Origin of the sequence: Cryobacterium sp. TMT4-10 (genome assembly GCF_004403275.1) — a bacterium.
Taxonomy (GTDB): Bacteria; Actinomycetota; Actinomycetes; order Actinomycetales; family Microbacteriaceae; genus Cryobacterium; species Cryobacterium shii.
Genome location: NZ_SOGU01000096.1, coordinates 1 through 23,897 on the forward strand (window position 1 = coordinate 1; position 23,897 = coordinate 23,897).

The window sequence follows — 23,897 nt, forward strand, 5'->3', positions numbered from 1 at the left end:
GGCGCCGAGAAGACGTCGACCGGGGCCGCAGCGGCGGCCGCCGGGGCCGGCCAGGCCGCCGTCGGCGCCGGGAACCTCGCCGACGGAGCCCGGCAGACCCACGACGGAGCCGTGGCCGCCGCCACCGGGGCCGACAGCGCCGCCACCGGAGCGTCCTCACTGTCGGCAGGGGTCGGCAGCCTGCGGGACGGTCTCGGCGAGCTCCAAACCGGCGCGGGGACGCTGCGGGACGGCCTGGCCACCGGCGTCACCAGCATCCCGGACTCGACTGCGACCACCCGCTCCCTGCAGGGGTCGACGATCGCCGACCCGGTCTCACTGCAGACCGCGGCCGTGACCTCGGCCGGCACCTACGGCGCCGGGCTGGCCCCGTTCTTCGCCAGCCTGGCCGGCTGGATCGGCATCTACGCGTTGTTCCTGATCGTGAAGCCGGTCTCCCGGCGGGCCATCACCGCCCTGCACTCTCCCGTGCGGATCACGGTGGCCGGCTGGCTCACGCCCGGCCTGCTCGGGATGGCCCAGATGGCCGCCCTGTTCGCGATCCTGGCCGGCGTGCTGAAGTTCGAGGTGCACAACCCGGCCGGCACGTACCTGATGATGGGCCTGGCCGCCCTGGCGTTCGCGGCGATCATCCTCGCCCTGAACGTCTGGCTCGGCAGCGTCGGTCAGTTCATCGGCCTCGTGCTGATGGTGGTGCAGCTCGTGACCGCCGGCGGCACCTTCCCCTGGCAGACCCTGCCCGCGCCGCTGGCCTGGCTCCACCACGTGGTGCCGATGAGTTATGCCGTCGACGGCATCCGTCAGTTGATGTACGGCGGAAACCCGGCCACGGCCTGGTCCGATGCCGGCGTGCTGCTGCTCTGGCTGGCCGGCGCCCTGGTGCTCGCTTTCATCGGCGTGACCCGGATGACGCATTTCCGCACCCTGCGCGACCTGCGGCCCAGCCTGATCGGCTAGGCCGCCGGCCTCTTCGTCTCCAGTCGTCCTGCTACTCCTCGGGGCGGGAGGTGGCGCGACGACGCGGGAATGTCACCGCGTCGCCGCGGCTGGGCACCGCCGGCCGTTCCGACTCCTCGGCGGGAGCCGCTTCGGCCGAAGACGGGAGGGTGGACCAGCGCAGCAGGGCGGCAGCGCTCGTCTCGACCGGCAGTTCACCGGCCGATACCACGATCACCCGCGCATCCGTCAGGATCGCCGCGCGGACCAGGGCGTCGGCGGCCGGCACCGAGCCGAGCTCGCCGGCGCCGAGGGCCTCTGCCGAGGTGGCTGCCAGCCAGGGCTCGCGGTCGAGGGCGATCAGGGTCTCCGCCGGCGTCCGATCAGGGGCCAGCAGCAGCACGTCGACCTGGCTCTGCTGGAGTGCGCGCACCACGGCCGCGAAGTCCATCTCAGAGAGGCCGCTGCCCTGTCCCGTCCCCAGCCGCTCGAGAACATCGTGCTCCTCCCGCGCGAGAATCGCCGCGAGGTGGCGGTTCAGGTCGGTTTCGAGTTCCTCCTGCGTGGCACCGCCCGGGCGGGTGTTCGTGGGCACGACGTGCAGCACCTCGCGGCTAACCGGCGAAAGCTGGTCGACGAGAAGCTGCCGCGCACGCACGTCGCCGGTGAGCACGAGCAGTTCGGCCTTGCTGTCCTGCACGATCTCGTCGATCGCGGCGGCGATCTGGCCCTCGTTGCGCTTCCATACCTCCTCGGTGTGGTGCTGGTAGCGCCCATTTGCGAGGAAGTCGTCTTCGGACCCGACCTTCGTGAGGAATTCGGTGTCGCCCTCCACCTTCACCCTGGAGACCGGATGCGGGCGACTCAGCCGGTAGAGCGTGATCTCGCCGCCGTCCCGCCCGACCTCGGCCACCACGTAGCTGAGGTCCCGTGGGCGATGGATGAGCAGGGGCATCAGGTTGGGCACCGGCCCGTAGGAGACCAGCAGGTCGCCGAGCGGCTCCCCCGAGAGCACCTCGTTGATCTCCGCCACACCCTGCCGCACGACCATCAGCCGACCCATCGGGCCGCCCACCCCGGGCGGCTCCTCGCTCAGCTCGATGATGGTGCTGGCGTCGATCTCCGGCGCACCGGCCGCGGTCAGCGCCTCGCGCAGGGTGCGCTGGCGCAGGGCGGAGGTGCGCCGGGGATTCTGGGCATCCTGGGTCACGTCCACGTAAGCGCTTGACACCGAACCGGGTCGACGGAACAGCTCCGCGAGTCCTTCATTACCGAAATCAGCCATGGCGGGAGTCCCTTCTACCGTGTTTGCTCAGCACGGTAGCCCGCGGCCGGAGGGTTGACAACCCGGCCTCGGCGCGGCGGACGGACACCCAGGAGGGCGCGGCGAACACGCCCCGCAGACTCCGGGAAGACGCCGCCTAGATCGCGGTCTGCTGGTGCGCCGCGACGCACCAGCCGCCGTCCTTGAAGACATAGGTCGTCGACGCGTTCGCTTCGGTCACCTCGTCGCCACGGTGGGCGATGAGCCGGTAGACCAGCACGCCGGCATGATCGTTCAGCCGCACGACGGCCGGGTCGCGCAGCTTGTAGCTCGTGACCGGGGCGAGTGCCTGGAAGAAGGCGGGGGCCTCGTCGCGGGTGACGACCCGGCCCGGCAGGATCAGCAGCCCGTCGCTGGTCATCGTGCTCCGGTAGTAGGCGCCGCCGCGGCCGGCGAGGATCGCCTGCCACCCTTCGTGCTCTTCGTGCAGCAGTCGGGCGGGGAGATCGTCAGTGATCGAGGTCATGACCCAACGCTAGACCTAAAGCTTGGAGAACCGGTGCTGCAGCACCCAGTTGTGCATGGTGACGGCGGCCGCGGCGGAGGCGTTGATCGAGCGGGTGGACCCGAACTGGCTGATCTCCACGACGGCGTCGGCGGCGTCGATCGCCTCCCCGGACAGGCCGGGGCCCTCCTGGCCGAAGAGCAGCACGCAGCGCTCGGGGAAACTGAAGGTCTCGATGATCACGCTGCCCGGCACGTTGTCGATCGCGATGATCGGCAGGTCCGCCGTTTCGGCCCACTCGACGAAGGATGCGACATCCGGGTGGTGCAGCACGTGCTGGTACCGGTCGGTCACCATGGCGCCGCGCTTGTTCCAGCGCTTGCGGCCGATGATGTGCACCGTGTCGGCGGCGAAGGCGTTCGCGCTGCGCACGATCGAGCCGATGTTCATGTCGTGCTGCCAGTTCTCGATGGCCACGTGGAACGGGTGCCGTTTCTGGTCCAGGTCGGCGACGATGGCCTCCATCGACCAGTACCGGTACCGGTCGATCACGTTGCGGGTGTCACCGCGCTCGAGCAGCTCCGGGTCGTAGAACGACTCCTCGGGCAGTTCCCCCTGCCAGGGTCCGACGCCGTAGGTGGACAGTTCGGGCGTGGGGTTCTGCGGTTCTGGCACCGCTCCACCGTATCCTGCCCGGCCGGACCCACCCTTTCGGGCTCCCTAAATCCGACGTAAGATTTCGGCATGCCTAAAACGGATGCGCCGGCTGCCCCGGTGACCGATCGCCCGACCACCGTCGCCTCCACCCGCCTGCTCTGGCTGCTCGGGCCGGCCCTCGTCGCCGGCGTCGCGTACCTGGACCCCGGCAACGTGGCCAGCAACATGACGGCCGGCGCCCGCTACGGCTACCTGCTCGTGTGGGTGGTCGTGGCCGGCAACGTGATGGCCTGGCTGATCCAGTACCTCTCCGCCAAGCTCGGGATCGTCACGGGCACGAGCCTGCCGGAGATCCTCGGGGCGCGCATCCGTCACCCCCTGGCCCGCCGGCTCTACTGGCTCCAGGCGGAACTGGTGGCGATGGCCACCGACCTGGCCGAGATCATCGGCGGCGCGGTGGCGCTCTACCTGCTCTTCGACCTGCCCCTGCTGGCCGGCGGCGTGATCACCGGGGTCATCTCCATGGTGGTGCTGGGCGTGCAGACCCGGCGAGGGCCCCGCGTCTTCGAGCGGGTCATCATGGCGCTCCTGCTCATCATCACGGTGGGGTTCACCGCCGGGGTCTTCTTCGCCCCACCGGACCCGGCCGGGGTGCTGGCCGGGCTCGTGCCGCGCTTCGACGGGTCCAACTCGGTGCTCCTGGCCGCCTCGATCCTCGGCGCGACGATCATGCCGCACGCCATCTACGCGCACTCCGCCCTGACGCGGGACCGGTTCCCCTCCGTGGGCACCGACGCCGCGACCCCGCGCCTGCTCTGGGCCACCAAGTGGGATGTCTCCATCGCCATGGTGATCGCCGGAACGGTGAACCTGTCGATCCTGCTGCTCGCGGCATCCGCGCTGCAGGGCGCGCCGGGGACCGACACCCTTGAGGGCGCCTACCTGGCCCTGCGAGACACGCTGGGGCCCATCGTCGCGACCGTGTTCGCGGTGGGGCTGCTCGCGTCCGGGCTGGCGTCCACGTCGGTCGGCGCGTATGCCGGAGCGGAGATCATGCACGGCCTGCTGCGGCTGCGGGTGCCGCTGCTGCTGCGGCGCGTGGTCACGTTGATCCCGGCCCTGGTCATCCTGGGCGGCGGGTTCGACCCGACCGAGGCCCTCGTGCTCAGCCAGGTGGTGCTCTCGTTCGGCATCCCCTTCGCGCTGATCCCGCTGGTGTGGCTCACCGCTCAGCGCGGCGTTCTCGGGGAGTACCGCAACCGCTGGTTCACGACCGCCGCCGGCGCTCTCGCCGCCCTGCTGCTCGTGGCGCTGAACGTGGTGCTGCTCGTCCTCGTCTTCGCGGGCGCCTGACTCCATGGCGCTGACCAGCCCCGCGACCGAGGACTACCTCAAGACCATCTACGCGCACACCGAATGGCAACCTGACCCGATCACTCCGTCGGTGCTGGCGCTGCGCCTGGGCGTCGCGCCGTCCTCCGTCACCGAGATGGTGAAGAAGCTGGCCGCGGCCGGACTGATCACCCATGTGCCCTACGGGCCGCTCACCCTGACGACGGCCGGTGTCCTCGGCGCGACCGCCGTGGTGCGCCGCCATCGGCTGATCGAGACCTGGCTCGTGCGGGAGATGGGGTACGACTGGGACCAGGTGCACGACGAGGCGGAGATCCTCGAGCACGCGCTCTCCGACCGGTTGCTGGCGGCGATCGACGACCGCCTCGGGCACCCCGCCGCGGACCCGCACGGCGACCCGATCCCCGCGGCCGACGGCACGCTGGTGCGCGCCCCCGCGGTACTGCTGGCGGACGCCGCCCCCGGCCACGTCGGGACCGTGCTGCGCATCAGCGACCGCGACCCGGCCATCCTGCGGGGCCTCGGCGCCGACGGGATCCGGCCGGGAACCCGACTGACGGTGGACGAACCGTTCGCCGTGCGCCTGCCGGCCGGGGGCATCCGTCACCTGACGCAGTCGGCGGCCCGATCGATCTGGCTGACAAAGTAACCAGCGCGAAACCTCGCCCCGATAGTCTGGACCGTGAACCGAGGGAGCACCCAATGACTAGCCGTGACGAGATCGAATGCTGGCTGACCGACATGGACGGCGTGCTCGTGCATGAGAACAGCCCGCTGCCGGGTGCGGCGGAGTTGCTGGAGCAGTGGAGCGACGCCGGGACGCCGTTCTTGGTGCTGACCAACAATTCCATCTTCACGCCGCGGGATCTGAGCGCCCGCCTGCGCGCGTCGGGCCTGAACGTGCCGGAGGACCGCATCTGGACGTCGGCCCTGGCGACCGCGGACTTCCTGAAGTCGCAGGCGCCGGGCGGCACCGCGTTCGTCATCGGCGAGGTGGGCCTCACGACCGCGCTGCACGAGGCCGGTTTCATCATGACCGAGACGAATCCCGACTACGTCGTGGTCGGCGAGACCCGCAACTACTCGTTCGAGGCCATCACCAAGGCGATCCGTCTGCTGCTGGCCGGGGCCCGCTTCATTGCGACGAACCCGGATGCGACCGGTCCCAGCGCCGACGGCCCGCTGCCGGCCACGGGCGCGATCTCTGCCCTGATCACCAAGGCCACCGGGATGGAGCCGTACGTGGTCGGCAAGCCGAACCCGATGATGTTCCGCTCGGCGATGAACAAGATCGGCGCACACTCCGAGAACACGGCCATGATCGGCGACCGGATGGACACCGACATCATCGCCGGGATCGAGGCCGGGCTGCACACCATCCTGGTGATGACCGGCATCAGTGACGCCGCCGAGGTGAGCCGTTACCCGTTCCGACCGGACGAGATCCTCGCCGGCGTGCACGAGCTCGTCTCCGCGGAGCCGCAGGAGTCAGACGAGATCTGAGCCCGTCCCGCGCCGCCCCGCTGATCACCCCTGCTGCCGCTGCCGCTAACGAATTCGACGGAGATTCGGCCCTAAAAACACCGTTTTGGACCTGAACGGGCCTATTTCGGCAAAATCTCCGTCGAATTCGTCAGGCGGCAGGGGCGGGGCCGGGACCCGCGAGGCTCACCGTGAGCGGCTTGCCGGAAGACCGGCTCACGAAGCAGTAGTAGGACCGGGGGCCGCCGGTCCACTGCAGTTCGGTGATCGGGTAGCTGCCCTGCACCTGCAGGTCGGGGAAGGCCCCGGCCGCGGCCAGGTCGATCACGCCGGGGGCGCTGCAGAGCACGTTGATCTGACCGGCGAGCTCGGCCTCCCCGGGGAAGGCCGTGGTGTCGTCACCGGCGAACACCCCCCGGTACACGAGCTGCGCGGAGTGCGGGGCGCCACAGTCCGAAACCGTGAACTCCTCCTCCCAGGGCGACACGTAGGGCTCGAGGCATTCGCCGCCGAACAGGGTGTTCCACTGGTGCACGCCGGCTGGCTGCGGTCCGGTGACCTCGGGCGTGGGCGTCGGGGTCGGCGTCGGGGTGGCCGTCGGCGTGCTGCCGGCGCTCATCGTGGGCGCCGCGACCGGTGTCGGGTCGCCTACCAGGCTCTGTCCGATGAAGAAGAAGGCGCCCAGCACGACCACGAGAATGACGCCGGCGATGATCCACGGCAGCGACTTCTTGATGTCGATCGGCGGGCGGGCCGAGCCCCCGCGCGAGGCGGTGGAACCGGTCGGCGGCCGGCCGCCCGGGTCGGCATGTGCGGCGGCCGGTAAGGCGTGCGTGCCGGCGGACGTGGTGGTGAGGGCAACGGATGCCTCAGAAGGCTCAGCGGGCGTTGTCGCGCGGGCACCGCCAGCGGGCAACGGAGGCGCAACAGCAGGCGCAGTAGTGATGACGGGCGTGGCATTTCCGGGCCAGGCCTCAGGTCCGGCGGCCTCGGCAGCCCCGGGCGCCGTTCCGTTGGGCGCGGCGGCTCCTGTCACGGCAGCGCCTCCGGCGCCCGCAGCGCCACCTGCGTATGAGCCGGGGGAGGCTGAGGCGGCGACCGAGGCCACCGCTGCGGAGGCGGCGGCAGTTGCGGCGGCCGTGGCCGCGGACGCTGCCGTACCGGCCGCGGCGGACCAGGCGCGGAACCGGCTGCGGGCCGAGACCGGAGCCGGGAGCGCATCCGAGGCCTCGAGCGGCGCGGGTGCCGCGGGTGCCGCGGGCGTGCGAGTCACGCCGGCGATCAGGTCTGCGGCAGCGGTTTCCTCGGCAGTGGGCACGAGCGGGGACTGGGTGAGGGTTGTCCACCAGGGCGCCGGCTCGAGGTCCGCCTGCGAGCGGATGATGCGGGTTCCGCTGGGCACGGCGGAGCCGGAGCCGGTGGGCACGGCCGGAGCCAGGCCCGAGTCAGGGTCGACGCTCCGGTCAGGCGTCGGATCGGCCGGCACGGATGCTGCAGGAGTCGCCGCGCGTGCCGGGGCCGGCGCGTTCGGCGCGGGAGCGAGATATGCGGGAACGAGCGGTGCGGGTGCAAGGTCCGCGAGACGCGGCGGCGAGGAGGCGGCATCCGTGGACGGGCCGGGGTGACCGGGCCGGAACGGTTCAGACCCGGCGGGCGGGTCGGCTGCAGGAACCGCAACGGGCGGGTCGGCTGCAGGAACCGCAGCGGCGGGCACCGGCCGGACGCTCTTGAGCCGAGGATCGGTCTGGGTGGTGGGCTTCAGGCCCCACAGAAAGCCGGCGGTTTTGGGGTGGGCATCGACGGACGGCACCGGCGGGGCCGGTTCGGCTGCCTGCCCGGGTTTCGGCCACCGGGGGATCTGGATCGACCGCCGCGGGGTGAATTCGTCGGGCGTGCCGGGCCTGGCCCCGCCGCCGAGTTGCGAGGCGAGCCAGTCCATGCCGTCTTCGGCGGGCGCCTCGTCTTTCGACGCCCGGGAATTCGACGCCCTGGCCTTCGGTTCCTCGTCGCCCGGAACCTCGTCGAGCGGCACTAGTTCAGCCCCAGGTCCTCAAGGCCGATCGCGTAGTAGTACGGGTAGCCAGCGGCTTCGATCACTTCGCGCGCGCCGGTGTTGCGGTCGACGACCACGGCGACGCCGGCGATGATCGCCCCGACCTTGAGCAGCGCCTCGATCGCGGCCAACGGAGATCCTCCGGTGGTGGAGGTGTCCTCGAGGACGACGACACGCTTGCCCGCGAGGTCGGGCCCTTCGACCTGTCGGCCGCGGCCGTGGTCCTTGGGCTCCTTGCGCACGACGAAGGCGTCGTACGCGGCCCCGCGCGCCGCACCCTGGTGCAGGATGGCCGCGGCCACGGGGTCGGCGCCCATGGTCATGCCGCCGACCGCGGCGACATCCGGGATATCGGCTATCAGGTCGAGCATGACCTGACCGATCAGCGGTGCGACGCGGTGGTCGAGGCTGACCCTGCGCAGGTCGACGTAGTACGTCGCCTTCTTGCCGCTGGTGAGGGTGAAGTCACCATGAAAAACGGCGTCGGCTGAGATGTAGTCGATGAGTTGCTGGCGGGTATCGGTCACAGGACCAACTTTAGGCCATCGGCCGGCCGGTCCACTCGAGGGAGGACGCGGCTCTGACCGGGTGGAACCGAATCGACTAGAAGATGCGAACGAGCTTGCGCTCGGGCACGCGACGGTAGCCATCCTTGTGAACGTCGACCACGACAGCGACGAGGGAGGAGATCACAATGAGAACGAGAACGGCGAGGAGAGCAAACACGGTCGTACCTTTCGAGAATGGAGGCGGATGTCGGGGAGACGGAGGCACCATTGCACGAGTTCGACATATTTATTTCACCACCTTTAACTTTGCAGCACAATCGTATTATTCTGCAGGGAGTGTGTAGCTTAGCCACATGGATGTGCAACGGCTCGAACTGCTCCGGGAATTGGCCGAGCGCCACAGCATCACCGAGGTCGCCCGGGCCACGCACCGCACCCCGTCGGCGGTCTCCCAGCAGCTGAAAGTGCTCGAACGGGAGGCCGGTCTGCCTCTCACCGAGCGCAGCGGGCGCGGCCTGATTTTGACGGATGCCGGACGCGCCCTGGCCCGCAGCGCCACGAATGTGGCGGTCGCCCTCGCCCGCGCCACGGCGGTCTGGGACGAGTTCCGCAACGACGCCACCGGCGAGGTCAGCCTGGTCACGTTCCCGACCGCGGGCGAGATGCTGCTGCCCGGCGCACTGCGGGAAGTGGCCGCGGTGCCCGGGCTCGTCGTGAACTGCACCGACAAGGACCCCGAGCTGAGCGACTTCCCCGCGCTGACGGCGGAGTTCGACATCGTGCTCGCCTACAGCCTGCGCGGCCAGCTGCCCTGGGGCGGCCGCGGCCTGACGGTCGTGCCGCTGATGACCGAGCCTCTCGACGTGGGACTCCCGGCCGACCACCGGCTGGCCACCCGCACCTGGCTCACCCCGGCCGACGTCGTCGGTGAGACCTGGATCGGCGCGCCGCACGGCTACCCGTTCGAGCGCATCCTGCACCAGATCGAGCAGAAGGCCGGCAGCCCTGTCATCGTCGCCCAACAGTTTGCCGACCTGAGGGTGATCGAGGCCTTCGTCGTGGCCGGACTCGGCATCGCACTCGTGCCTCGCTACACCTGGGGCGGCGACCAACCGGGGCGGCTCGTGCTCAAGCCCCTGCGCGGGGTCGATGCCGAGCGGCAGATCGTGGCTCTGATGCGCCCCGACCGGGCCGAGCGCCTGGCCGTGCGCACCGTCGTCGACGTGCTGCGCACCGAGGCCGCCCGGGTGCAGGCCACGCACGCGGCGATCGCCCCGGCCCCCTGACCGCGCCCCTCTCACCCCTCCTCGCGGCAGCGAAAGTTGGCCGCGCAGTGCGGAGAACAGGGACGGGCGTCAGGCGCGGCCGTGGGAGACGCGGGTGCGACGGGACAGGGAGTCCACGATCACGGCGAGCAGCAGCACTGCGCCGGTGATCATGTACCGGATCGACGAGTCGAGGTTCATCAGGGTCAGGCCGCTGGAGATCGACTGGATCACGAGGATGCCCAGCAACGCCGAGTACGCGCTGCCGCGACCGCCGAACAGGCTGGCCCCGCCGATCACCGCCGCGGCGATGGCGTTGAGGTTCGTGTCGCCGCCGCCGCTGCCCTGGTTGGCTGCGGCCAGGCGGCCGGCCGCGAGCACCCCGCCGACCGCCGCAAAGGTCGAGCAGAGCATGAAGACCGAGAGGTAGACGGCTTTCACCTTGATGCCGGCCCGGCGCGCGGCTTCGACGTTGCCGCCGATGGCGTACACGGCCCTCCCCCACCGGGTGCGCAGCAGGAAGAAGTTCATCACGACCACGAGCACGAGGAACAGGAGGAACATCAGGCCCACCCCACGGGCCTGGTTGAGATACCAGGTGGGCACCCCGAGCACCACCAGGAGCCCCACGCTGCGTGCCACGATGGAGGTCGTCGAAATCGCGGTCAACTCCGCTTTGGTGCGCCGCCGGGCGATGAAGACCAGCTGTGCGGCGAAGACCAGGACGGTGAGCACGACGAGCACGTAGGACAGCCAGTCGGGCAGGAACCATTGCTGGGCGAACTGCACGATCCAGGAATCGAAGGGGATGTTGATCGACCCGGTTTTGCCGAGGACCCAGAGTTGCAGGCCGAGGAAGCCGAGCAGACCGGCCAGGGTGATCACGAAGCTCGGCACCCCGAACCGGGTGAACAGGAAGCCGTAGAGCAGGCCGACGAGCATCCCGGCGACGATCGACGACAGGATCGCGAGCGCCAGCGGCCAGCCTTGCGCTGGATGAGCCGTTCGTCCTGCCGGTCCGCCGCGACGGCCGGCGGCTCTGACGTGGGAATTGTCGGGGTCGTCATGATGACGCTTCCTCCGCACTGCGCGCCTGTGCGCGCCTCGTGACCGCGTTGTCCGTCGCCCCGGTGATGGCCGCGATGATGTCCTCGTAGGTGACGTCGGCGATCCGGAACTCGCCGTTGTTTCGCCCGAGGCGCAGCACGACGACCCGGTCGGCGACCGCCTGGACGTCGGCCATATTGTGGCTGATCAGAACGACGGCGAGCCCGCGCTAGCGCAGCCGCTCGATCAGGTTCAGCACCTCGGCGGTCTGGGCGACGCCCAGCGCCGCGGTCGGCTCGTCGAGGATCACCACGGTCGTCTCCCCGATCAGCGACCGGGCGATCGCCACGGTCTGGCGTTGACCGCCCGAGAGGGATGCCACGGCAATCCGCACGGAGGGAATCCGGGCGGAGAGTTGCTGCATCAGGCTCCAGGAGCGTTTCTCCATCTCCACCTCGTTGATGATGGCGCGGCCCCCGATCTCATGCCCCAGGAAGAGGTTGGCGACGACGTCGAGGTTGTCGCAGAGGGCCAGGTCCTGGTAGACCGTGGCGATGCCCAGGGCGTTCGATTCGGACGGGCTCGAGATCGAGACCGGCTTGTCGCGATGCATGATCGTGCCTCCGTCGGAGCCGTAGACGCCGGCGAGGATCTTGATCAGGGTCGACTTGCCTGCGCCGTTGTCACCGACGAGGGCGACCACCTCGCCGCTGTAGATGTCGAGGTCGACGGCGGTCAGGGCCTGGACGGCACCGAAGTTCTTGTCTATCCCCCGCAGTGAAAAGACCAGCTCCCCGGCGGGAATGGGGCTGTCGGCAACGACGAGGGCAGGGTCATGGCGAGTCCTTTGCGCTGGTCCGTTTCGTGCTGGTGCAGCGCCGGACGAGAATCACCTGCTGGTGATCCCCGCCCGGCGGTCTGCTGGTGCCGGTGCTGGCGTTACTTGATCCCGGCCGCCGTGCACGCCTCGGCATAGGTCGACGTGCAGATCTCGTCAACCGTGTAGAAGCCGTCCTTGACCACGGTCTCCATGATGTTGTCCACGGTCACGACCACCGGGGTGAGCAGGGTCGACGGGGTTCCGTCGACATCCGTGTCGCCCGTGAGCGTGTCGCCCTGGGCGAGGGCGTGCGTCAGCTCCGCAGCCTTCTCGGCTTCCAGCTTGATGGCCTTGTACACCGTCATGTACTGGTCTCCGGCGACGATTCGCTGGATGGCCGCGAGCTCGGCGTCCTGACCGGTCACCGGGGGCATCGGCGTGAACGCGGCAGCCTTGAGTGCCGCAATCGCGCCGCCCCCTGTGCCGTCGTTCGCCGCGTACACGCCCTGGATCTTCGGGCCGAACTGGGTGATCTGGCCGGCCGCCCACTCCTGGGCCTTGTCCGGGCTCCAGTCGGGGGTCTCAAACTCGGCGAGGATCGGGATGCCGCTGGGGTCGATGACGGAGTGAGCGCCCTTCTTGAACAGGGCCGCGTTGCCGTCGGTCGGCGATCCGTTGATCATGATGATGCCGGTAATGGTGTTGTCCGCCTTCAGCTTGTCGACCAGCGCCGTGCCCTGCAGAACCAACAATCCGATCGCCAGGAGCGCGACTCTTTTCCTCAGTTTTCTCATTCTGGGCCTCCTACAGTGACCACCCTCGTTGGCGGTGCTACCACGATGGACCTCCGGGGGAGGTCGTCAAGGTTTCCGGCACCGCGCCGGGGCGCACGACGGAGGGCGGAAATCCGGCCCGGATTTCCGCCCTCAACAGGTATTGCGCGCGGTCGGTGCGGCTAGGCGTTTTGCGGGAAGCCCAGGTTGATGCCGCCGTGGCTGGGGTCGAGCCAGCGGCTCGTGACGGCCTTCTCGCGGGTGTAGAACGCGATCCCGGCCGGGCCGTATGCCTTCGCGTCGCCGAACAGGGAGTCCTTCCAGCCACCGAAGGAGTGGTATGCCACCGGCACGGGAATCGGCACGTTGATTCCGATCATGCCCACCTGCACCTCGTTCTGGAACCGGCGCGCCGCCCCGCCGTCATTGGTGAAGATGGCCGTGCCGTTGCCGTACCGGCTGCGGTTGATCAGTGCGAGCCCTTCGGCGTAGCTGGCGACCCGCACAATGGAGAGCACCGGCCCGAAGATCTCGTCGAGGTAGACGTCCGAGTCCGTGCTGACCTTGTCGAAGAGGGTCGGGCCGAGCCAGAAGCCGCTCGCGTCGCCGTCGACTTCGATGCCGCGGCCGTCCACGACGACCTCCGCGCCGTCGGTGTGGGCCACGTCGATGTAGGAGGCCACCTTGTCGCGGTGCACCTGCGTGATCAGCGGCCCCATGTCGCATCCGCGCATGCCGTCGCCCACCTTGAGGCCCGTGAGGCGCTCGGTGATCTTCGCGACCAGGTCGTCGGCGACCGGTTCGACGGCCACCACCACGCTGATCGCCATGCAGCGCTCACCGGCGGAGCCGAAACCGGCGTTGACCGCGGCATCCGCGGCCAGGTCCAGGTCGGCGTCCGGCAGCACGAGCATGTGGTTCTTGGCACCGCCGAGGGCCTGCACTCGCTTGCCGTGATGGGCCGCGGTCTCGTAGATGTACTTCGCGATCGGCGTGGACCCGACGAACGAGATGGCCTGCACGTTAGGGTGCACGAGCAGGGCGTCCACGGCTTCCTTGTCGCCGTGCACGACATTGAGCACGCCGTCGGGCAGGCCGGCTTCGGTCATCAGCGCGGCCAGCCAGTTCGACGCCGACGGGTCCTTCTCGCTCGGCTTCAGCACGACCGTGTTGCCGGCCGCGATCGCGATCGGGAAGAACCAGAGCGGCACCATCGCCGGGAAGTTGAACGGGCTGATGATGCCCACGACCCCCAGCGGCTGGCGGAGCGTGTAGACGTCCACGCCGGTCGACACGTTCTCGGAGTACTCCCCCTTGGTCAGGTGCGGCATGCCGAGCGCGAACTCGACCACTTCGAGGCCACGGATGATCTCGCCCAGGGCGTCGGAGGTCACCTTGCCGTGTTCCGCGGTGAGGATGTCCGCCAGGTCGCCCTTGCGCGCGTTCAGCAGCTCGCGGAAGTTGAACATGATGCCCTGGCGTCTGGCCTGGGAGGTGTCACGCCAGCCGGGGTAGGCCGCCTGCGCGGACGCGACGGCGGTGTCGACATCCGCGGTGCTCGCCAGGCGCACGTTCTTGGCGACGGCGCCGAGGGCCGGGTTGAAAACCGGGGCAGTCCGGGTCGAGGTTCCATCGACGGGGGCCCCGTCGATCCAGTGGGTGATGACGGGCAGGTCGGTCATGGGCGTTCGTCTCTCTTCATTCTCTTCATTGAGTAGCGGTCAGAGTGCCCGTTCCGGTCGAGAGTGCCCGGCGGAACGGGCACTCTCGACCGGAACGGTGCAGGTGGTGAGGGTGGATGTGCGGGTGCGGGTGGATGTGCGGGTGCGGGTCAGGCGAGGAGGTCGAGGCTCAGGACCTCGTCGTAGATGGCGAGCGCCTCGGCGACCTCGTCGTCGGTGACCACGCACGGCGGCACCACGTGGATGCGGTTCTCCGCGAGGAACGGCAGCAGGTTGCGGGCGAGCAGCTCGGTCTTGATGCGGCCCATCACCGCCCCGCTGAGCGGGTGCCGGGTCTCCCGGTCGGCCACGAGCTCCAGCGCCCAGAAGACGCCGACGCCGCGCACCTCGCCGATGACCTTGTGCTTCGCCTGCAGTTCGGCCAGTCCCGGAGCGAGCACGTCGCGCCCGATGCGGGCGGCGTTCTCGACGATTCCCTCGTTCTTCATCGCGTCGAGGGCCGCCACGATTGACGCCATCGCCAGCGGGTGGCCGCTGTAGGTGAGCCCGCCGGGGAAGACGTTGGTCTCGAAGTCGCTGGCGATGGAGTCCGAGATGATCACGCCGCCGGTGGGCACATACCCGGAGTTGACGCCCTTGGCGAAGGTGATCAGGTCGGGGGTCACGTCGTAGCCCTCGAACGCGAACCAGTTGCCGGTGCGGCCGAAGCCGGCCATCACCTCGTCCAGGATGAGCTGGATGCCGTAGCGGTCGCAGAGCGCCCGCACCCCGGCGAGGTAGCCGGGTGGCGGCACGAGCACGCCGGCGGTGCCCGGGATGGACTCCAGCAGCACGGCCGCGATGCCGGAGGGGCCCTCGCTCTGGATCACGTGTTCCAGGTGGCGCAGGGAGCGCTCCGACTCCTGCTCGGGCGTGGTCGCCCAGAACTCGCTGCGGTAGAGGTAGGGGCCGAAGAAGTGCACGTGGCCGCGCGCGAATTCGTTCGGGATGCGGCGCCAGTCCCCGGTCGCGACAATCGCCGCGCCCGTGTTGCCGTGGTACGAGCGGTAGGTGGAGAGGATCTTGTCACGGCCCGTGTGCAGGCGCGCCATCCGGATCGCGTTCTCGATCGCATCCGCGCCGCCGTTGGTGAAGAACACCTTGTTGAACCCGGCCGGAGCGCGCTCGACGATGCGTTTGGCGGACTCGCCGCGGGCGAGGTTCGCCGTCGACGGGGCGACCGTGGCGAGCGTGCCGGCCTGCTCGATGATGGCCTGGGTGACCGCCGGATGCTGGTGGCCGATATTCACATTGACGAGCTGGCTGGAGAAGTCCAGATAGCTGCGCCCGTCGAAGTCCCACACCCGTGAACCCAGACCGCCGGCGATCACCAGCGGCTTCAGGCTGCCCTGCGCGGACCAGGAGTGGAAGACGTGGGCGCGGTCGAGTTCGTAGGCGAGGTCGTTCCGGCTTGAGGTTGCGCTCTGGGCTGTGGTGTCAGTCACGAATATCGGTTCTTTCTCTCTGCGTTGAGATGGAGGTGGAGTGATTCCTGTGGTGATGGCCCGGGGACGACGTGCACGTCCAGTCTGACCGAGTTTAGAACTTCGCCACGATTTGCTCGGTCATCTCCGGGATCACGGTCTCCCCGTAGACCCGGAGGGTCTCTTCCTTGTTGTCGTGCTGCAGATAGCCGGCGAACTGGTCGACGCCGAGGCTCCGCAGGGCCTCGAGCTTCTCGACGTGGTCCTTCGCGGTGCCGAGCAGGCAGAACCGGTCGATGATCTCGTCGGGCACGAAGGCGGCGTGCACGTTGCCCGCCTTGCCGTGCGCGTTATAGTCGTAGCCCTCCCGCCGGGCGATGTAGTCGGTCAGGGCCTTCGGCACGTGCGACTCGGTGCCGTACTTCGCCACGATGTCGGCCACGTGGTTGCCCACCATCCCGCCGAACCAGCGGCACTGGTTGCGCAGGTGCCCCCAGTTGTCGCCGATGTACATGGGAGCGGCCACGCAGAACCTGACCGACAGCGGGTCACGGCCGACGTTCGCCGCGGCCGCCCGAACGGTCTTGATCATCCACTCGGCCACGTCGAGGTCAGCCATCTGCAGGATGAAACCGTCGCCGATCTCCCCGGCCAGCTGGAGCGCGAGCGGGCCGTAGGCCGCCACCCACACCTCGAGGCTGGAGCCGACGCTCCAGGGGAACTGCAGCGTGGCGCCGTTGTGCGCGACCGGCCGGGAGTTCGCGAGCTCACGGATGACGTGCACCGATTCACGCAGCGTCTTCAGTGTGGTGGGGGCCCCGTTGGTGACCCGCACGGCGGAATCGCCGCGGCCGATGCCGCAGATCGTGCGGTTGCCGTACATCTCGTTCAGGGTCGCGAACGTGGAGGCCGTCACGGTCCAGTCGCGCGTGGCCGGGTTGGTGACCATGGGTCCGACGATGACCCTGCGGGTCTCGGCGAGAATTCGGCTGTGGATCACGTACGGCTCCTGCCAAAGCAGGTGCGAGTCGAAGGTCCAGACGTGGCTGAAGCCGTGCGCTTCGGCCAGCTGGGCCAGCTGCACGGTGCGGGCCGCCGGCGGGTTGGTCTGCAGAACGACTCCGAAATCCATGCCGTCCCCTGCCCTAGATGAGGTACTGGCTCAGGCCGCGCGGGACGAACCGGCCGTCGCCCCGGGCCCCGAGGTAGGCCTGGGCGTCGATGATGACCTTGCCCCGGGAGATCACGGTGTCGACGTGGCCGTCGATCTCGTAACCCTCCCAGGCCGAGTGGTCCATGTTCATGTGGTGGCTGCGGCCGGTCTGCTCGCCGAACTCGTCGACGCCCAGCCCGATCGAGGTGTGCCCGTTCGGGTCGTAGATCACGATGTCGGCGTCCGCGCCGGGCTGGATGACGCCCTTCCGGCCGTAGAGGCCGAACATCCGTGCCGGCGTGGTGGAGATGATCTCGACCCAGCGTTCGAGCGTGATGCGCTCGTTGACCACGCCCTGGTAGAGCAGGTCCAGGCGATGCTCGACCGAGCCGATGCCGTTCGGGATCTTGGAGAAGTCATTCAGGCCCAGGTCTTTCTGGCCCTTCATGCAGAACGGGCAGTGGTCGGTGGAGACCATCTGGATGTCGTTCGTGCGCAGGCTCTGCCACAGGTGGTCCTGGTGGCCCTCGGCCCGGGAGCGCAGCGGGGTCGAGCACACCCACTTCGCACCCTCGAACCCGGGCGCCCCGAGGTTCTCCTCCAGCGAGAGGTAGAGGTATTGCGGGCAGGTCTCCCCGAACACGTTCTGGCCCGTGTCCCTGGCCGCCGCGATCTGCTCCACGGCCTGCCGGGCGCTCACGTGCACGACGTAGAGCGGCGCCCCGGTGAGGTTCGCCAGCATGATCGCCCGGTGCGTGGCCTCCTCCTCGAGCTGCCAGGCGCGCGCGACGCCGTGGTAGTACGGGGCGGTCTTGCCCTGCGCGAGCAGCTGGCCCACGAACACGTCGATGGCCGGGCCGTTCTCCGCGTGCATCATGGTCATCAGCCCGGTCTCGGCGGACTTCTGCATGGCCTTGAGGATCTGCGCGTCATCCGAATAGAAGACCCCGGGGTAGGCCATGAACAGCTTGAAGCTCGAGACGCCCTCGGCCAGCAGCCCGTCCATGGCCTGCAGGGAGTCCGTGTTCAGGTCGCCGATGATCTGGTGGAAGCCGTAGTCGATGGCGCAGTTGCCGGCCGCCTTCTCGTGCCAGGCGGTCAGCCCGTCGAAGACCCGCTGGCCGTGGCTCTGCACCGCGAAGTCGATGATCGTGGTCGTGCCGCCCCAGGCCGCGGCCCGGGTGCCGGTCTCGAAGGTGTCGCTCGCGGCCGTGCCGCCGAACGGCAGCTCCATGTGCGTGTGTGCGTCGACGCCGCCCGGGATCACGTACCTGCCGGTCGCGTCGATCACGCGGTCGACGGATGCGGCCGGGTCGGCCCCGAGGAGGGCGGAACCGGGCGCCAGCACGGCGGCGATGGTCTCACCGTCGGTGAGCACGTCGGCGAGCACCCGTCCGGTCGCGCTGACCACGGTTCCGTTCTGGATCAGGATCTTCATGGTGTCCCCGCCTACGGTTCCACGATCGGGGCGTAGGAATCCGGGCGGCGGTCCCGGTAGAACTGCCACGAGTTGCGCACCTCGCGGATGACGCCCAGGTCGAGGTCTCGGATCAGGATCTCCTCGGTGTCGGTGGAGGCGACCTCGCCGACATAGTTGCCGCGCGGGTCGACGAAGTAGGAGCTGCCGTAGAACGTGACGGCCTCATCGCCGAACTCCTCGGTTTCGGCGCCGATGCGGTTGTTGGCGCCGATGTAGTACTGGTTGGCGACCGCGGCGGCCGGCTGCTCGAGCTCCCAGAGGCGGTTGGACAGCCCCGGCTTGGTGGCCGACGGGTTGAACACGATCTCGGCGCCGTTCAGGCCCAGCACGCGCCAGCCCTCGGGGAAGTGCCGGTCGTAGCAGATGTACACGCCGATCCTGCCGACCATGGTGTCGAAGACGGGGTAGTCGCCGTTGCCGGGGCGGAAATAGAACTTCTCCCAGAACTGCGGCAGGTGAGGGATATGGTGCTTGCGGTACTTGCCGAGGTAGCTGCCGTCGGCGTCGATCACGGCGGCCGTGTTGTAGAGCACGCCCGGCTGCTCCTCCTCATAGACGGGGAGCACGATCACCATGTTGTGCTCGGCGGCGAGCTTCTGGAACCGCTCCGTGAGCGGGCCCGGCACGCTCTGCGCGTAGTCGTAGTACTTCGGGTCCTGCACGATGCCGAAGTAGGGGCCGTGGAAGAGTTCCTGGAAGCAGATCACCTGCACCGCGGCGGCGGCCGCCGTGCGCACGAACCCCTCGTGCTTGCGGATCATCGACTCCTGGTCGCCGGTCCACTCCGTCTGGGTGATCTCGGCCCGAACGGTGTCGCGCCGATCGGTGCTGCCGCCCGTGTTGCCGGCGTGCGTTTTGCCCGTGCCCGTGTTGCTCGTGCCCGTGTTGCTGCTGTCCCCGGTCATCTCACTTGCCTCCACATCGCGCCCGACGCCGAGCAGGCCGAGAGGCCGGGAAGTGCAGCGCCGAATCAGGTGAGTCGAATCGGGCGGCTTCGCCCGTTTGTGCTGTTCGACGTCTATTTTGCAGATCTGTTTCTGTGTGACTTACGCGTAATCATCCTGTCGTCCGAACCGGCCGGTGGCAAGGGTTCCGGCCAACCCGTTCTGGCCTAGGCTGGGAGCAGACCGCCGGTTGGATCTGACCGGTCGAGCCGGCCCTGACTTGGGCGGCAGGTCGCCGGCATTCGCTCGGCTCGCATCCTCCTGCTCTCCCTTCTTCTCTCCCTCGTTCGCGAATGCGGGCGAATCGTCGCCATGGCGCGCTCATACCGACGATTCGCCCGCACTCGCAGCTCAGAACCGGATCGGTTTTATGAACCCGTACTTGTTGTCCCGCGTTTCTGTGCTGGCGGCGGTTGCCGCGTCGGCGCTGCTGCTGAGCGGATGCGCCGCGGCGGGCCCAAGCGCGCCGAGCGCCGCCCCGGAGGCGAACGCGGGCACCGGCTACCCGGTCACCGTCTCCAACTGCGGCACCGAGGTCACCGTGACCGCCGCGCCCGAGCGCATCGTCACGATCAAGTCCTCGGCCACCGAACTGCTGCTCGCGCTGGGCCTCGGCGACCGCATCGTCGGCTCGGCGTTCCTCGACGGGCCGCTGCCGGCATCCCTGGCGAAGGCCGGCGCCGACCTCAATGTGATCAGCGACTTCGTGCCCGGCCAGGAGGCCGTGCTGGACCTCACGCCCGACTTCATCTACGGCGGCTGGGAGTCCAACTTCTCCGCCGACGGGGTGGGCGAGCGTGCCGGACTGGCCGGCCTGAACGTGGGCAGCTACGTCTCGCCCGCCGCCTGCAAGGGCGAGGCCATGCCCGACCCGCTCAGCTTCGATTCCGTCTTCACCGAGATCGACGAGGCCGGCGCCCTGTTCGGGGCCCCGGAGGCCGCCGCCAAGCTGGTCACCGAGCAGAAAGCCGACCTCGCTGCGCTTAAGCCGGTCAAGGAGGACACCACCGCCCTCTGGTACTCGAGCGGCACCGACGCCCCCTATGTGGGAGCCGGCATCGGCTCCCCCGCGATGATCATGGCGGCCGCCGGCCTGACCAACATCTTCGCGGACGTGCACGACACCTGGACCTCGGTGGGCTGGGAATCGGTGATCGAAGCGAACCCGAGCGTGATCGTGCTCGTCGACGCCACCTGGAACACCGCCGACTCGAAGATCGCCACCCTCGAGACGAACCCGGCCACCGCGGAGCTCGACGCGGTGAAGAACAAGCGCTACATCGTGCTGCCGTTCGCGGCGACCGAGGCCGGCATCCGCAATGTGGAGACCGCCTCGTCGGCCATCGACCAGCTGGCCGCCCTCGACAAGCAGCTCAAGAAGTAGCCCGCGGCGAGACGGCCCCGGCGGCGGACTGGTGACGGAACGGTGACGGAACGGTGACGGAACGCATGCGCGACGGATCGGTCGACGGATCGGTCGACGGATTGGTCGACGGATTGGTCGACGGATCGGTCGACGGATCGGTCGCGGCGCAGCCGACGCGGCGCGGGACCGGCGCGGGGCGCTACCTCGGCTGGCTCGTGCTCTCGATCGTGGCCCTCGTGCTGGCGGCCGCGCTGGCCGTCACGATCGGCCCCGCCGATGTGAGCCTGACGGATGTGGCCGCGAGCCTGGGCGGGCACGCCGGCCTGCCCGGCCTGCCCGCGGTGCCCCCGCTGACCGACTCGATCGTCTGGCAGCTGCGCCTGCCGCGCGTCCTGACGGCGGCGATGGTGGGCGCCGGGCTCGCGCTCTGCGGCGCGGTCATGCAGAGCGTCACCCGGAACCCGCTGGCGGACCCGTACCTGCTCGGCCTCTCCTCGGGGGCGTCGCTCGGGGCGGTCTGCGTGGTCATCCTCGGGGTCTCGTTCGCGCTTCCCACCGCGGCCTTCCTCGGCGCGCTGGCCGCCCTGGTCGCGACCCTGAGCATCGCGCGGGTCGGCGGCACGATCACGCCCGGGCGGGCGGTGCTGTCGGGCCTGGCCATCGCGCAGCTCGGTGCGGCCGGCACCTCCTTCGTCATCTTCTGGGCCGCCAAGGGCGACTCCTACCGGGAAATCCTGAACTGGCTGCTCGGCTCGCTCGCCGGCAGTTCCTGGACGACCGTGGCCATCTCGGCGGGCGCCCTGGCCGTGGTCGGCACCGGGATCGTGCTCGCGGCCACCCGCCTGGACGCGTTCACCTTCGGGGACACGGCCGCGGCATCCCTCGGCATCGACGTGAACCGCACCCGCTGGGCCCTGCTCGCGGCGGTCGCCCTGCTCACCGGCGCCATGGTGTCGGTGAGCGGCTCGATCGGTTTCGTCGGTCTGATCCTGCCGCACCTCGTGCGCGGCCTGAGCGGGCCGGGCCACCGCCGCCTGCTTCCGCTTGCCGTGGTGCTCGGCGCCCTCTTCCTCGTCATCGCCGACACCGTGGCGCGCACGGTGTTCGACCCGCGCGAGCTGCCGGTGGGCATCATCACGGCGTTCATCGGAGTGCCCGTCTTCATCGTGCTGATCAAGAGCCGGAAGGCCGCGGCATGGGCGTAGTCCTGGACGCGGTGTCGTTCCGGATCGGCGGCACCGATATCCTGACCGAGGTGTCGGCGGCCCTGCCGACGGGCACCGTGACCGGCCTGCTGGGGCCGAACGGGGCCGGCAAATCCACCCTGTTGCGCCTGATCGCTGGGCTCGAGAGAGCGGATGCCGGCGGCGTCGAACTGGACGGGGAACGGGTGGGCGGGCGGTCCGGTCTGTCGCGGCGGGAGACCGCCCGTCGGGTGGCGTTGCTCGAGCAGAGCGCCGCGCCCAGCGTCGACCTCACGGTGCGCGAGGTCGTGCTCCTCGGCCGGATCCCGCACCGGAGCCGGGTTCTCGGCAGCTTTGGCGGCGACGACGACCACCGGGTGGCCGAGGAATCGCTGGCCATGATCGGCGGCAGCGACCTGGCCGACCGGGCCTGGCACACCCTCAGCGGCGGAGAACAGCAGCGCGCGCAGATCGCCCGGGCACTGGCGCAGCGGCCGAGCCTGCTGCTGCTGGACGAACCGACCAACCACCTCGACGTGAGCGCCCAGCTGGGCCTGCTCGGGCAGGTGCGCGGGCTCTGCGCGGGTGACGGCGCCGGTACGGGAACGGGCTCGTCATCGGGCTCGGACGCAAGCGCAAGCGCAGGCGCCGGCCTGACCGCGATCATGGCCCTGCACGACCTGAACCTCGCGGCCGCGTACTGCGACCGGATCCTGCTGCTGAACCGTGGCCGGCTCGTCGCGTCCGGCACCCCGGACGAGGTGCTGCGGCCATTGATCATCGCGGAGGTCTACGGCGTGGACTGCGACGTGATCCCGCATCCCCGGGGCGGGCATCCGGTGATCGTGTTCTCGCCGGCCGCCGCGCCGGCGTTCCCGTCCAGCCCTGAACCCCGCATCACCCGGCACGGAGGAAGCAACAGATGACGACCATCACGGTTTTGGCCGGAGGGATCGGCGGCGCCCGGTTCACCCGCGGACTGCTGCAGCACCTCGCGGCCACCGAGCCGGAGGCGGCGGTGACCGTGGTCGTGAACACCGGCGACGACATGTGGCTGGACGGCCTGCGCATCTGCCCCGACCTCGACACCGTGATGTACACCCTCGGCGGCGGCATCAACGAGGAACAGGGCTGGGGGCGACCGGAGGAGTCCCGCCGCACCTCGGCCGAGATCGCGGCCTACGGGCGCGGCTGGTCCTGGTTCACGCTCGGCGACCTCGACCTGGCCACGCACATCGTGCGCAGCGACCTGCTGCGGAGCGGGTCGACGCTGAGCGAGGCGACCGAGTTCCTCTGTCGCCGCTGGCAGCCGGGGGCGCGCCTGCTGCCGATGAGCGACACCCCCGTGGAGACGCATGCCCGGCTGGCTATGGACGCCGATGAGCACCGCGCGGGCGACCTGATCCACTTCGAGGAGTGGTGGGTGCGCTACCGCGCCTCCGTGCCGGTGACCGAGTTCGTGCAGGTCGGCCTCGAGTCCGCCGTGCCCGCGCCGGGCGTGCTGGACGCCATCCGGACGGCCGACCTGGTCATCCTGCCGCCGTCGAACCCCGTCGTCTCGGTGGGCACGATTCTCGCCGTCCCCGGCATCCGGGAGGCCCTGCGGTCCACGCCCGCCACGGTCGTCGGCGTCTCCCCGATCATCGCCGGCGCCGCGGTGCGGGGCATGGCCGACGCCTGCCTGCACACGATCGGCGTGGCGACCTCGGCCGAGGCCGTGGGCCTGCACTACGGCTCCCGCGCCGGGGGCGGCGTGCTCGACGCGTGGCTGGTCGACGAGACGGATGCCGGTGCGCTGCCCGCCCTGGCGGCCGCGGGCATCCGTTCGGTCGCCGTGCCGCTCTGGATGCGCGATTCGGAGACGACGATGCGGCTCGCAGCCGACGCGCTCGCTCTCGGCGCCCGTTCGGGGGGTAGGCTTAGTTAAGTTAGTTAACTTGAACCGGGTGCACGAACCGAGT

The 23,897-nt window shown here is 69.6% G+C and carries 22 protein-coding genes and 1 pseudogene; 9 read left to right on the forward strand and 14 right to left on the reverse strand.

Annotated features, from left to right (window positions below; translation table 11 throughout):
- Positions 1–957, forward strand: a 957-nt coding sequence (locus E3T42_RS14565) for a YhgE/Pip family protein (RefSeq protein WP_166805339.1), incomplete at its 5' end; no start/stop codon positions are given.
- Between the two features lie 31 nt (positions 958–988).
- On the opposite strand, the gene E3T42_RS14570 is transcribed toward E3T42_RS14565, so the two are convergent.
- From E3T42_RS14570 to E3T42_RS14580, 3 genes are all read right to left on the reverse strand, one after another.
- A complete protein-coding gene (locus tag E3T42_RS14570; protein WP_134367917.1) occupies positions 989–2,221 on the reverse strand; it encodes a hypothetical protein in 1,233 nt (410 codons plus the stop codon).
- A 136-nt stretch (positions 2,222–2,357) separates the two neighbouring features.
- Positions 2,358–2,726 carry a DUF4440 domain-containing protein gene (locus E3T42_RS14575; protein ID WP_134367919.1) on the reverse strand — a complete coding sequence of 123 codons (369 nt, stop codon included), beginning with the start codon at positions 2,724–2,726 and terminating at the stop codon, positions 2,358–2,360.
- 15 nt (positions 2,727–2,741) lie between these two features.
- Positions 2,742–3,380, reverse strand: a complete 639-nt coding sequence (locus tag E3T42_RS14580) for an RNA methyltransferase (RefSeq protein ID WP_134367921.1) — start codon at positions 3,378–3,380, stop codon at positions 2,742–2,744.
- Positions 3,381–3,449: 69 nt separating this feature from the next.
- On the opposite strand from E3T42_RS14580, the gene E3T42_RS14585 reads away from it, so the two are divergent.
- From E3T42_RS14585 to E3T42_RS14595, 3 genes are read left to right on the forward strand one after another with little or no spacing between them, the layout of a single operon-like run.
- On the forward strand, positions 3,450–4,715 hold the full coding sequence (locus E3T42_RS14585; protein WP_134367923.1) for an Nramp family divalent metal transporter: 1,266 nt from the start codon (positions 3,450–3,452) through the stop codon (positions 4,713–4,715).
- A gap of 4 nt (positions 4,716–4,719) precedes the next feature.
- Positions 4,720–5,364, forward strand: coding sequence for a metal-dependent transcriptional regulator (locus tag E3T42_RS14590; protein ID WP_166787192.1), 645 nt, complete (start codon positions 4,720–4,722; stop codon positions 5,362–5,364).
- 53 nt (positions 5,365–5,417) lie between these two features.
- A complete protein-coding gene (locus E3T42_RS14595) occupies positions 5,418–6,218 on the forward strand; it encodes an HAD-IIA family hydrolase (protein WP_134367925.1) in 801 nt (266 codons plus the stop codon).
- A gap of 130 nt (positions 6,219–6,348) precedes the next feature.
- Here the strand turns inward: E3T42_RS14595 and E3T42_RS14600 are convergent, their stop codons facing one another.
- The 3 genes from E3T42_RS14600 to E3T42_RS17470 form a co-directional block, all read right to left on the reverse strand.
- Positions 6,349–8,229, reverse strand: a complete 1,881-nt coding sequence (locus E3T42_RS14600; RefSeq protein WP_134403229.1) for a hypothetical protein — start codon at positions 8,227–8,229, stop codon at positions 6,349–6,351.
- Positions 8,229–8,777 (reverse strand): orotate phosphoribosyltransferase, encoded by a 549-nt coding sequence (pyrE, locus tag E3T42_RS14605; protein WP_134367929.1) that lies wholly within the window; start codon positions 8,775–8,777, stop codon positions 8,229–8,231. Before pyrE ends, E3T42_RS14600 begins: the two co-directional genes overlap by 1 nt.
- Positions 8,778–8,853: 76 nt before the next feature.
- Positions 8,854–8,976 carry a hypothetical protein gene (locus tag E3T42_RS17470; RefSeq protein WP_255572883.1) on the reverse strand — a complete coding sequence of 41 codons (123 nt, stop codon included), beginning with the start codon at positions 8,974–8,976 and terminating at the stop codon, positions 8,854–8,856.
- Between the two features lie 136 nt (positions 8,977–9,112).
- On the opposite strand from E3T42_RS17470, the gene E3T42_RS14610 reads away from it, so the two are divergent.
- The gene (locus E3T42_RS14610) at positions 9,113–10,045 is read left to right on the forward strand and encodes a LysR family transcriptional regulator (RefSeq protein ID WP_134367931.1); all 933 of its coding nucleotides are present in this window, start codon (positions 9,113–9,115) and stop codon (positions 10,043–10,045) included.
- Positions 10,046–10,114: 69 nt separating this feature from the next.
- On the opposite strand, the gene E3T42_RS14615 is transcribed toward E3T42_RS14610, so the two are convergent.
- The 8 genes and pseudogenes from E3T42_RS14615 to E3T42_RS14650 all read right to left on the reverse strand — a co-directional run bounded on the left by E3T42_RS14615 (position 10,115) and on the right by E3T42_RS14650 (position 19,347).
- Positions 10,115–10,966 (reverse strand): sugar ABC transporter permease, encoded by an 852-nt coding sequence (locus tag E3T42_RS14615; protein ID WP_241976196.1) that lies wholly within the window; start codon positions 10,964–10,966, stop codon positions 10,115–10,117.
- Between the two features lie 121 nt (positions 10,967–11,087).
- A pseudogene (locus E3T42_RS14620) lies at positions 11,088–11,876 on the reverse strand (ATP-binding cassette domain-containing protein).
- Positions 11,877–12,010: 134 nt separating this feature from the next.
- A complete protein-coding gene (locus E3T42_RS14625) occupies positions 12,011–12,685 on the reverse strand; it encodes a substrate-binding domain-containing protein (protein ID WP_134403230.1) in 675 nt (224 codons plus the stop codon).
- Positions 12,686–12,846: 161 nt separating this feature from the next.
- A complete protein-coding gene (locus E3T42_RS14630) occupies positions 12,847–14,346 on the reverse strand; it encodes a CoA-acylating methylmalonate-semialdehyde dehydrogenase (RefSeq protein ID WP_134403231.1) in 1,500 nt (499 codons plus the stop codon).
- 149 nt (positions 14,347–14,495) lie between these two features.
- On the reverse strand, positions 14,496–15,830 hold the full coding sequence (locus E3T42_RS14635) for an aspartate aminotransferase family protein (protein WP_134403232.1): 1,335 nt from the start codon (positions 15,828–15,830) through the stop codon (positions 14,496–14,498).
- Positions 15,831–15,924: 94 nt separating this feature from the next.
- Positions 15,925–16,941 carry a TIGR03842 family LLM class F420-dependent oxidoreductase gene (locus E3T42_RS14640; protein WP_134403233.1) on the reverse strand — a complete coding sequence of 339 codons (1,017 nt, stop codon included), beginning with the start codon at positions 16,939–16,941 and terminating at the stop codon, positions 15,925–15,927.
- A 13-nt stretch (positions 16,942–16,954) separates the two neighbouring features.
- Positions 16,955–18,400 carry a dihydropyrimidinase gene (gene hydA / locus E3T42_RS14645; protein ID WP_134403234.1) on the reverse strand — a complete coding sequence of 482 codons (1,446 nt, stop codon included), beginning with the start codon at positions 18,398–18,400 and terminating at the stop codon, positions 16,955–16,957.
- A gap of 11 nt (positions 18,401–18,411) precedes the next feature.
- Positions 18,412–19,347 carry a nitrilase-related carbon-nitrogen hydrolase gene (locus tag E3T42_RS14650; RefSeq protein ID WP_134403235.1) on the reverse strand — a complete coding sequence of 312 codons (936 nt, stop codon included), beginning with the start codon at positions 19,345–19,347 and terminating at the stop codon, positions 18,412–18,414.
- Positions 19,348–19,756: 409 nt separating this feature from the next.
- On the opposite strand from E3T42_RS14650, the gene E3T42_RS14655 reads away from it, so the two are divergent.
- From E3T42_RS14655 to cofD, 4 genes are all read left to right on the forward strand, one after another.
- Entirely contained in the window at positions 19,757–20,770 is a 1,014-nt protein-coding gene (locus E3T42_RS14655; RefSeq protein WP_134367946.1) for a putative F420-0 ABC transporter substrate-binding protein, read from the forward strand.
- A gap of 65 nt (positions 20,771–20,835) precedes the next feature.
- Complete coding sequence (locus E3T42_RS14660; RefSeq protein ID WP_134403236.1) at positions 20,836–21,957, forward strand: putative F420-0 ABC transporter permease subunit; 1,122 nt, start codon at positions 20,836–20,838, stop codon at positions 21,955–21,957.
- Positions 21,948–22,862 carry an ABC transporter ATP-binding protein gene (locus E3T42_RS14665; RefSeq protein WP_134367950.1) on the forward strand — a complete coding sequence of 305 codons (915 nt, stop codon included), beginning with the start codon at positions 21,948–21,950 and terminating at the stop codon, positions 22,860–22,862. The genes E3T42_RS14660 and E3T42_RS14665 overlap by 10 nt, the downstream gene beginning before the upstream one ends.
- Positions 22,859–23,863, forward strand: a complete 1,005-nt coding sequence (gene cofD / locus E3T42_RS14670) for a 2-phospho-L-lactate transferase (protein ID WP_134367952.1) — start codon at positions 22,859–22,861, stop codon at positions 23,861–23,863. Before E3T42_RS14665 ends, cofD begins: the two co-directional genes overlap by 4 nt.
- The last annotated feature ends 34 nt before the right edge of the window (positions 23,864–23,897 follow it).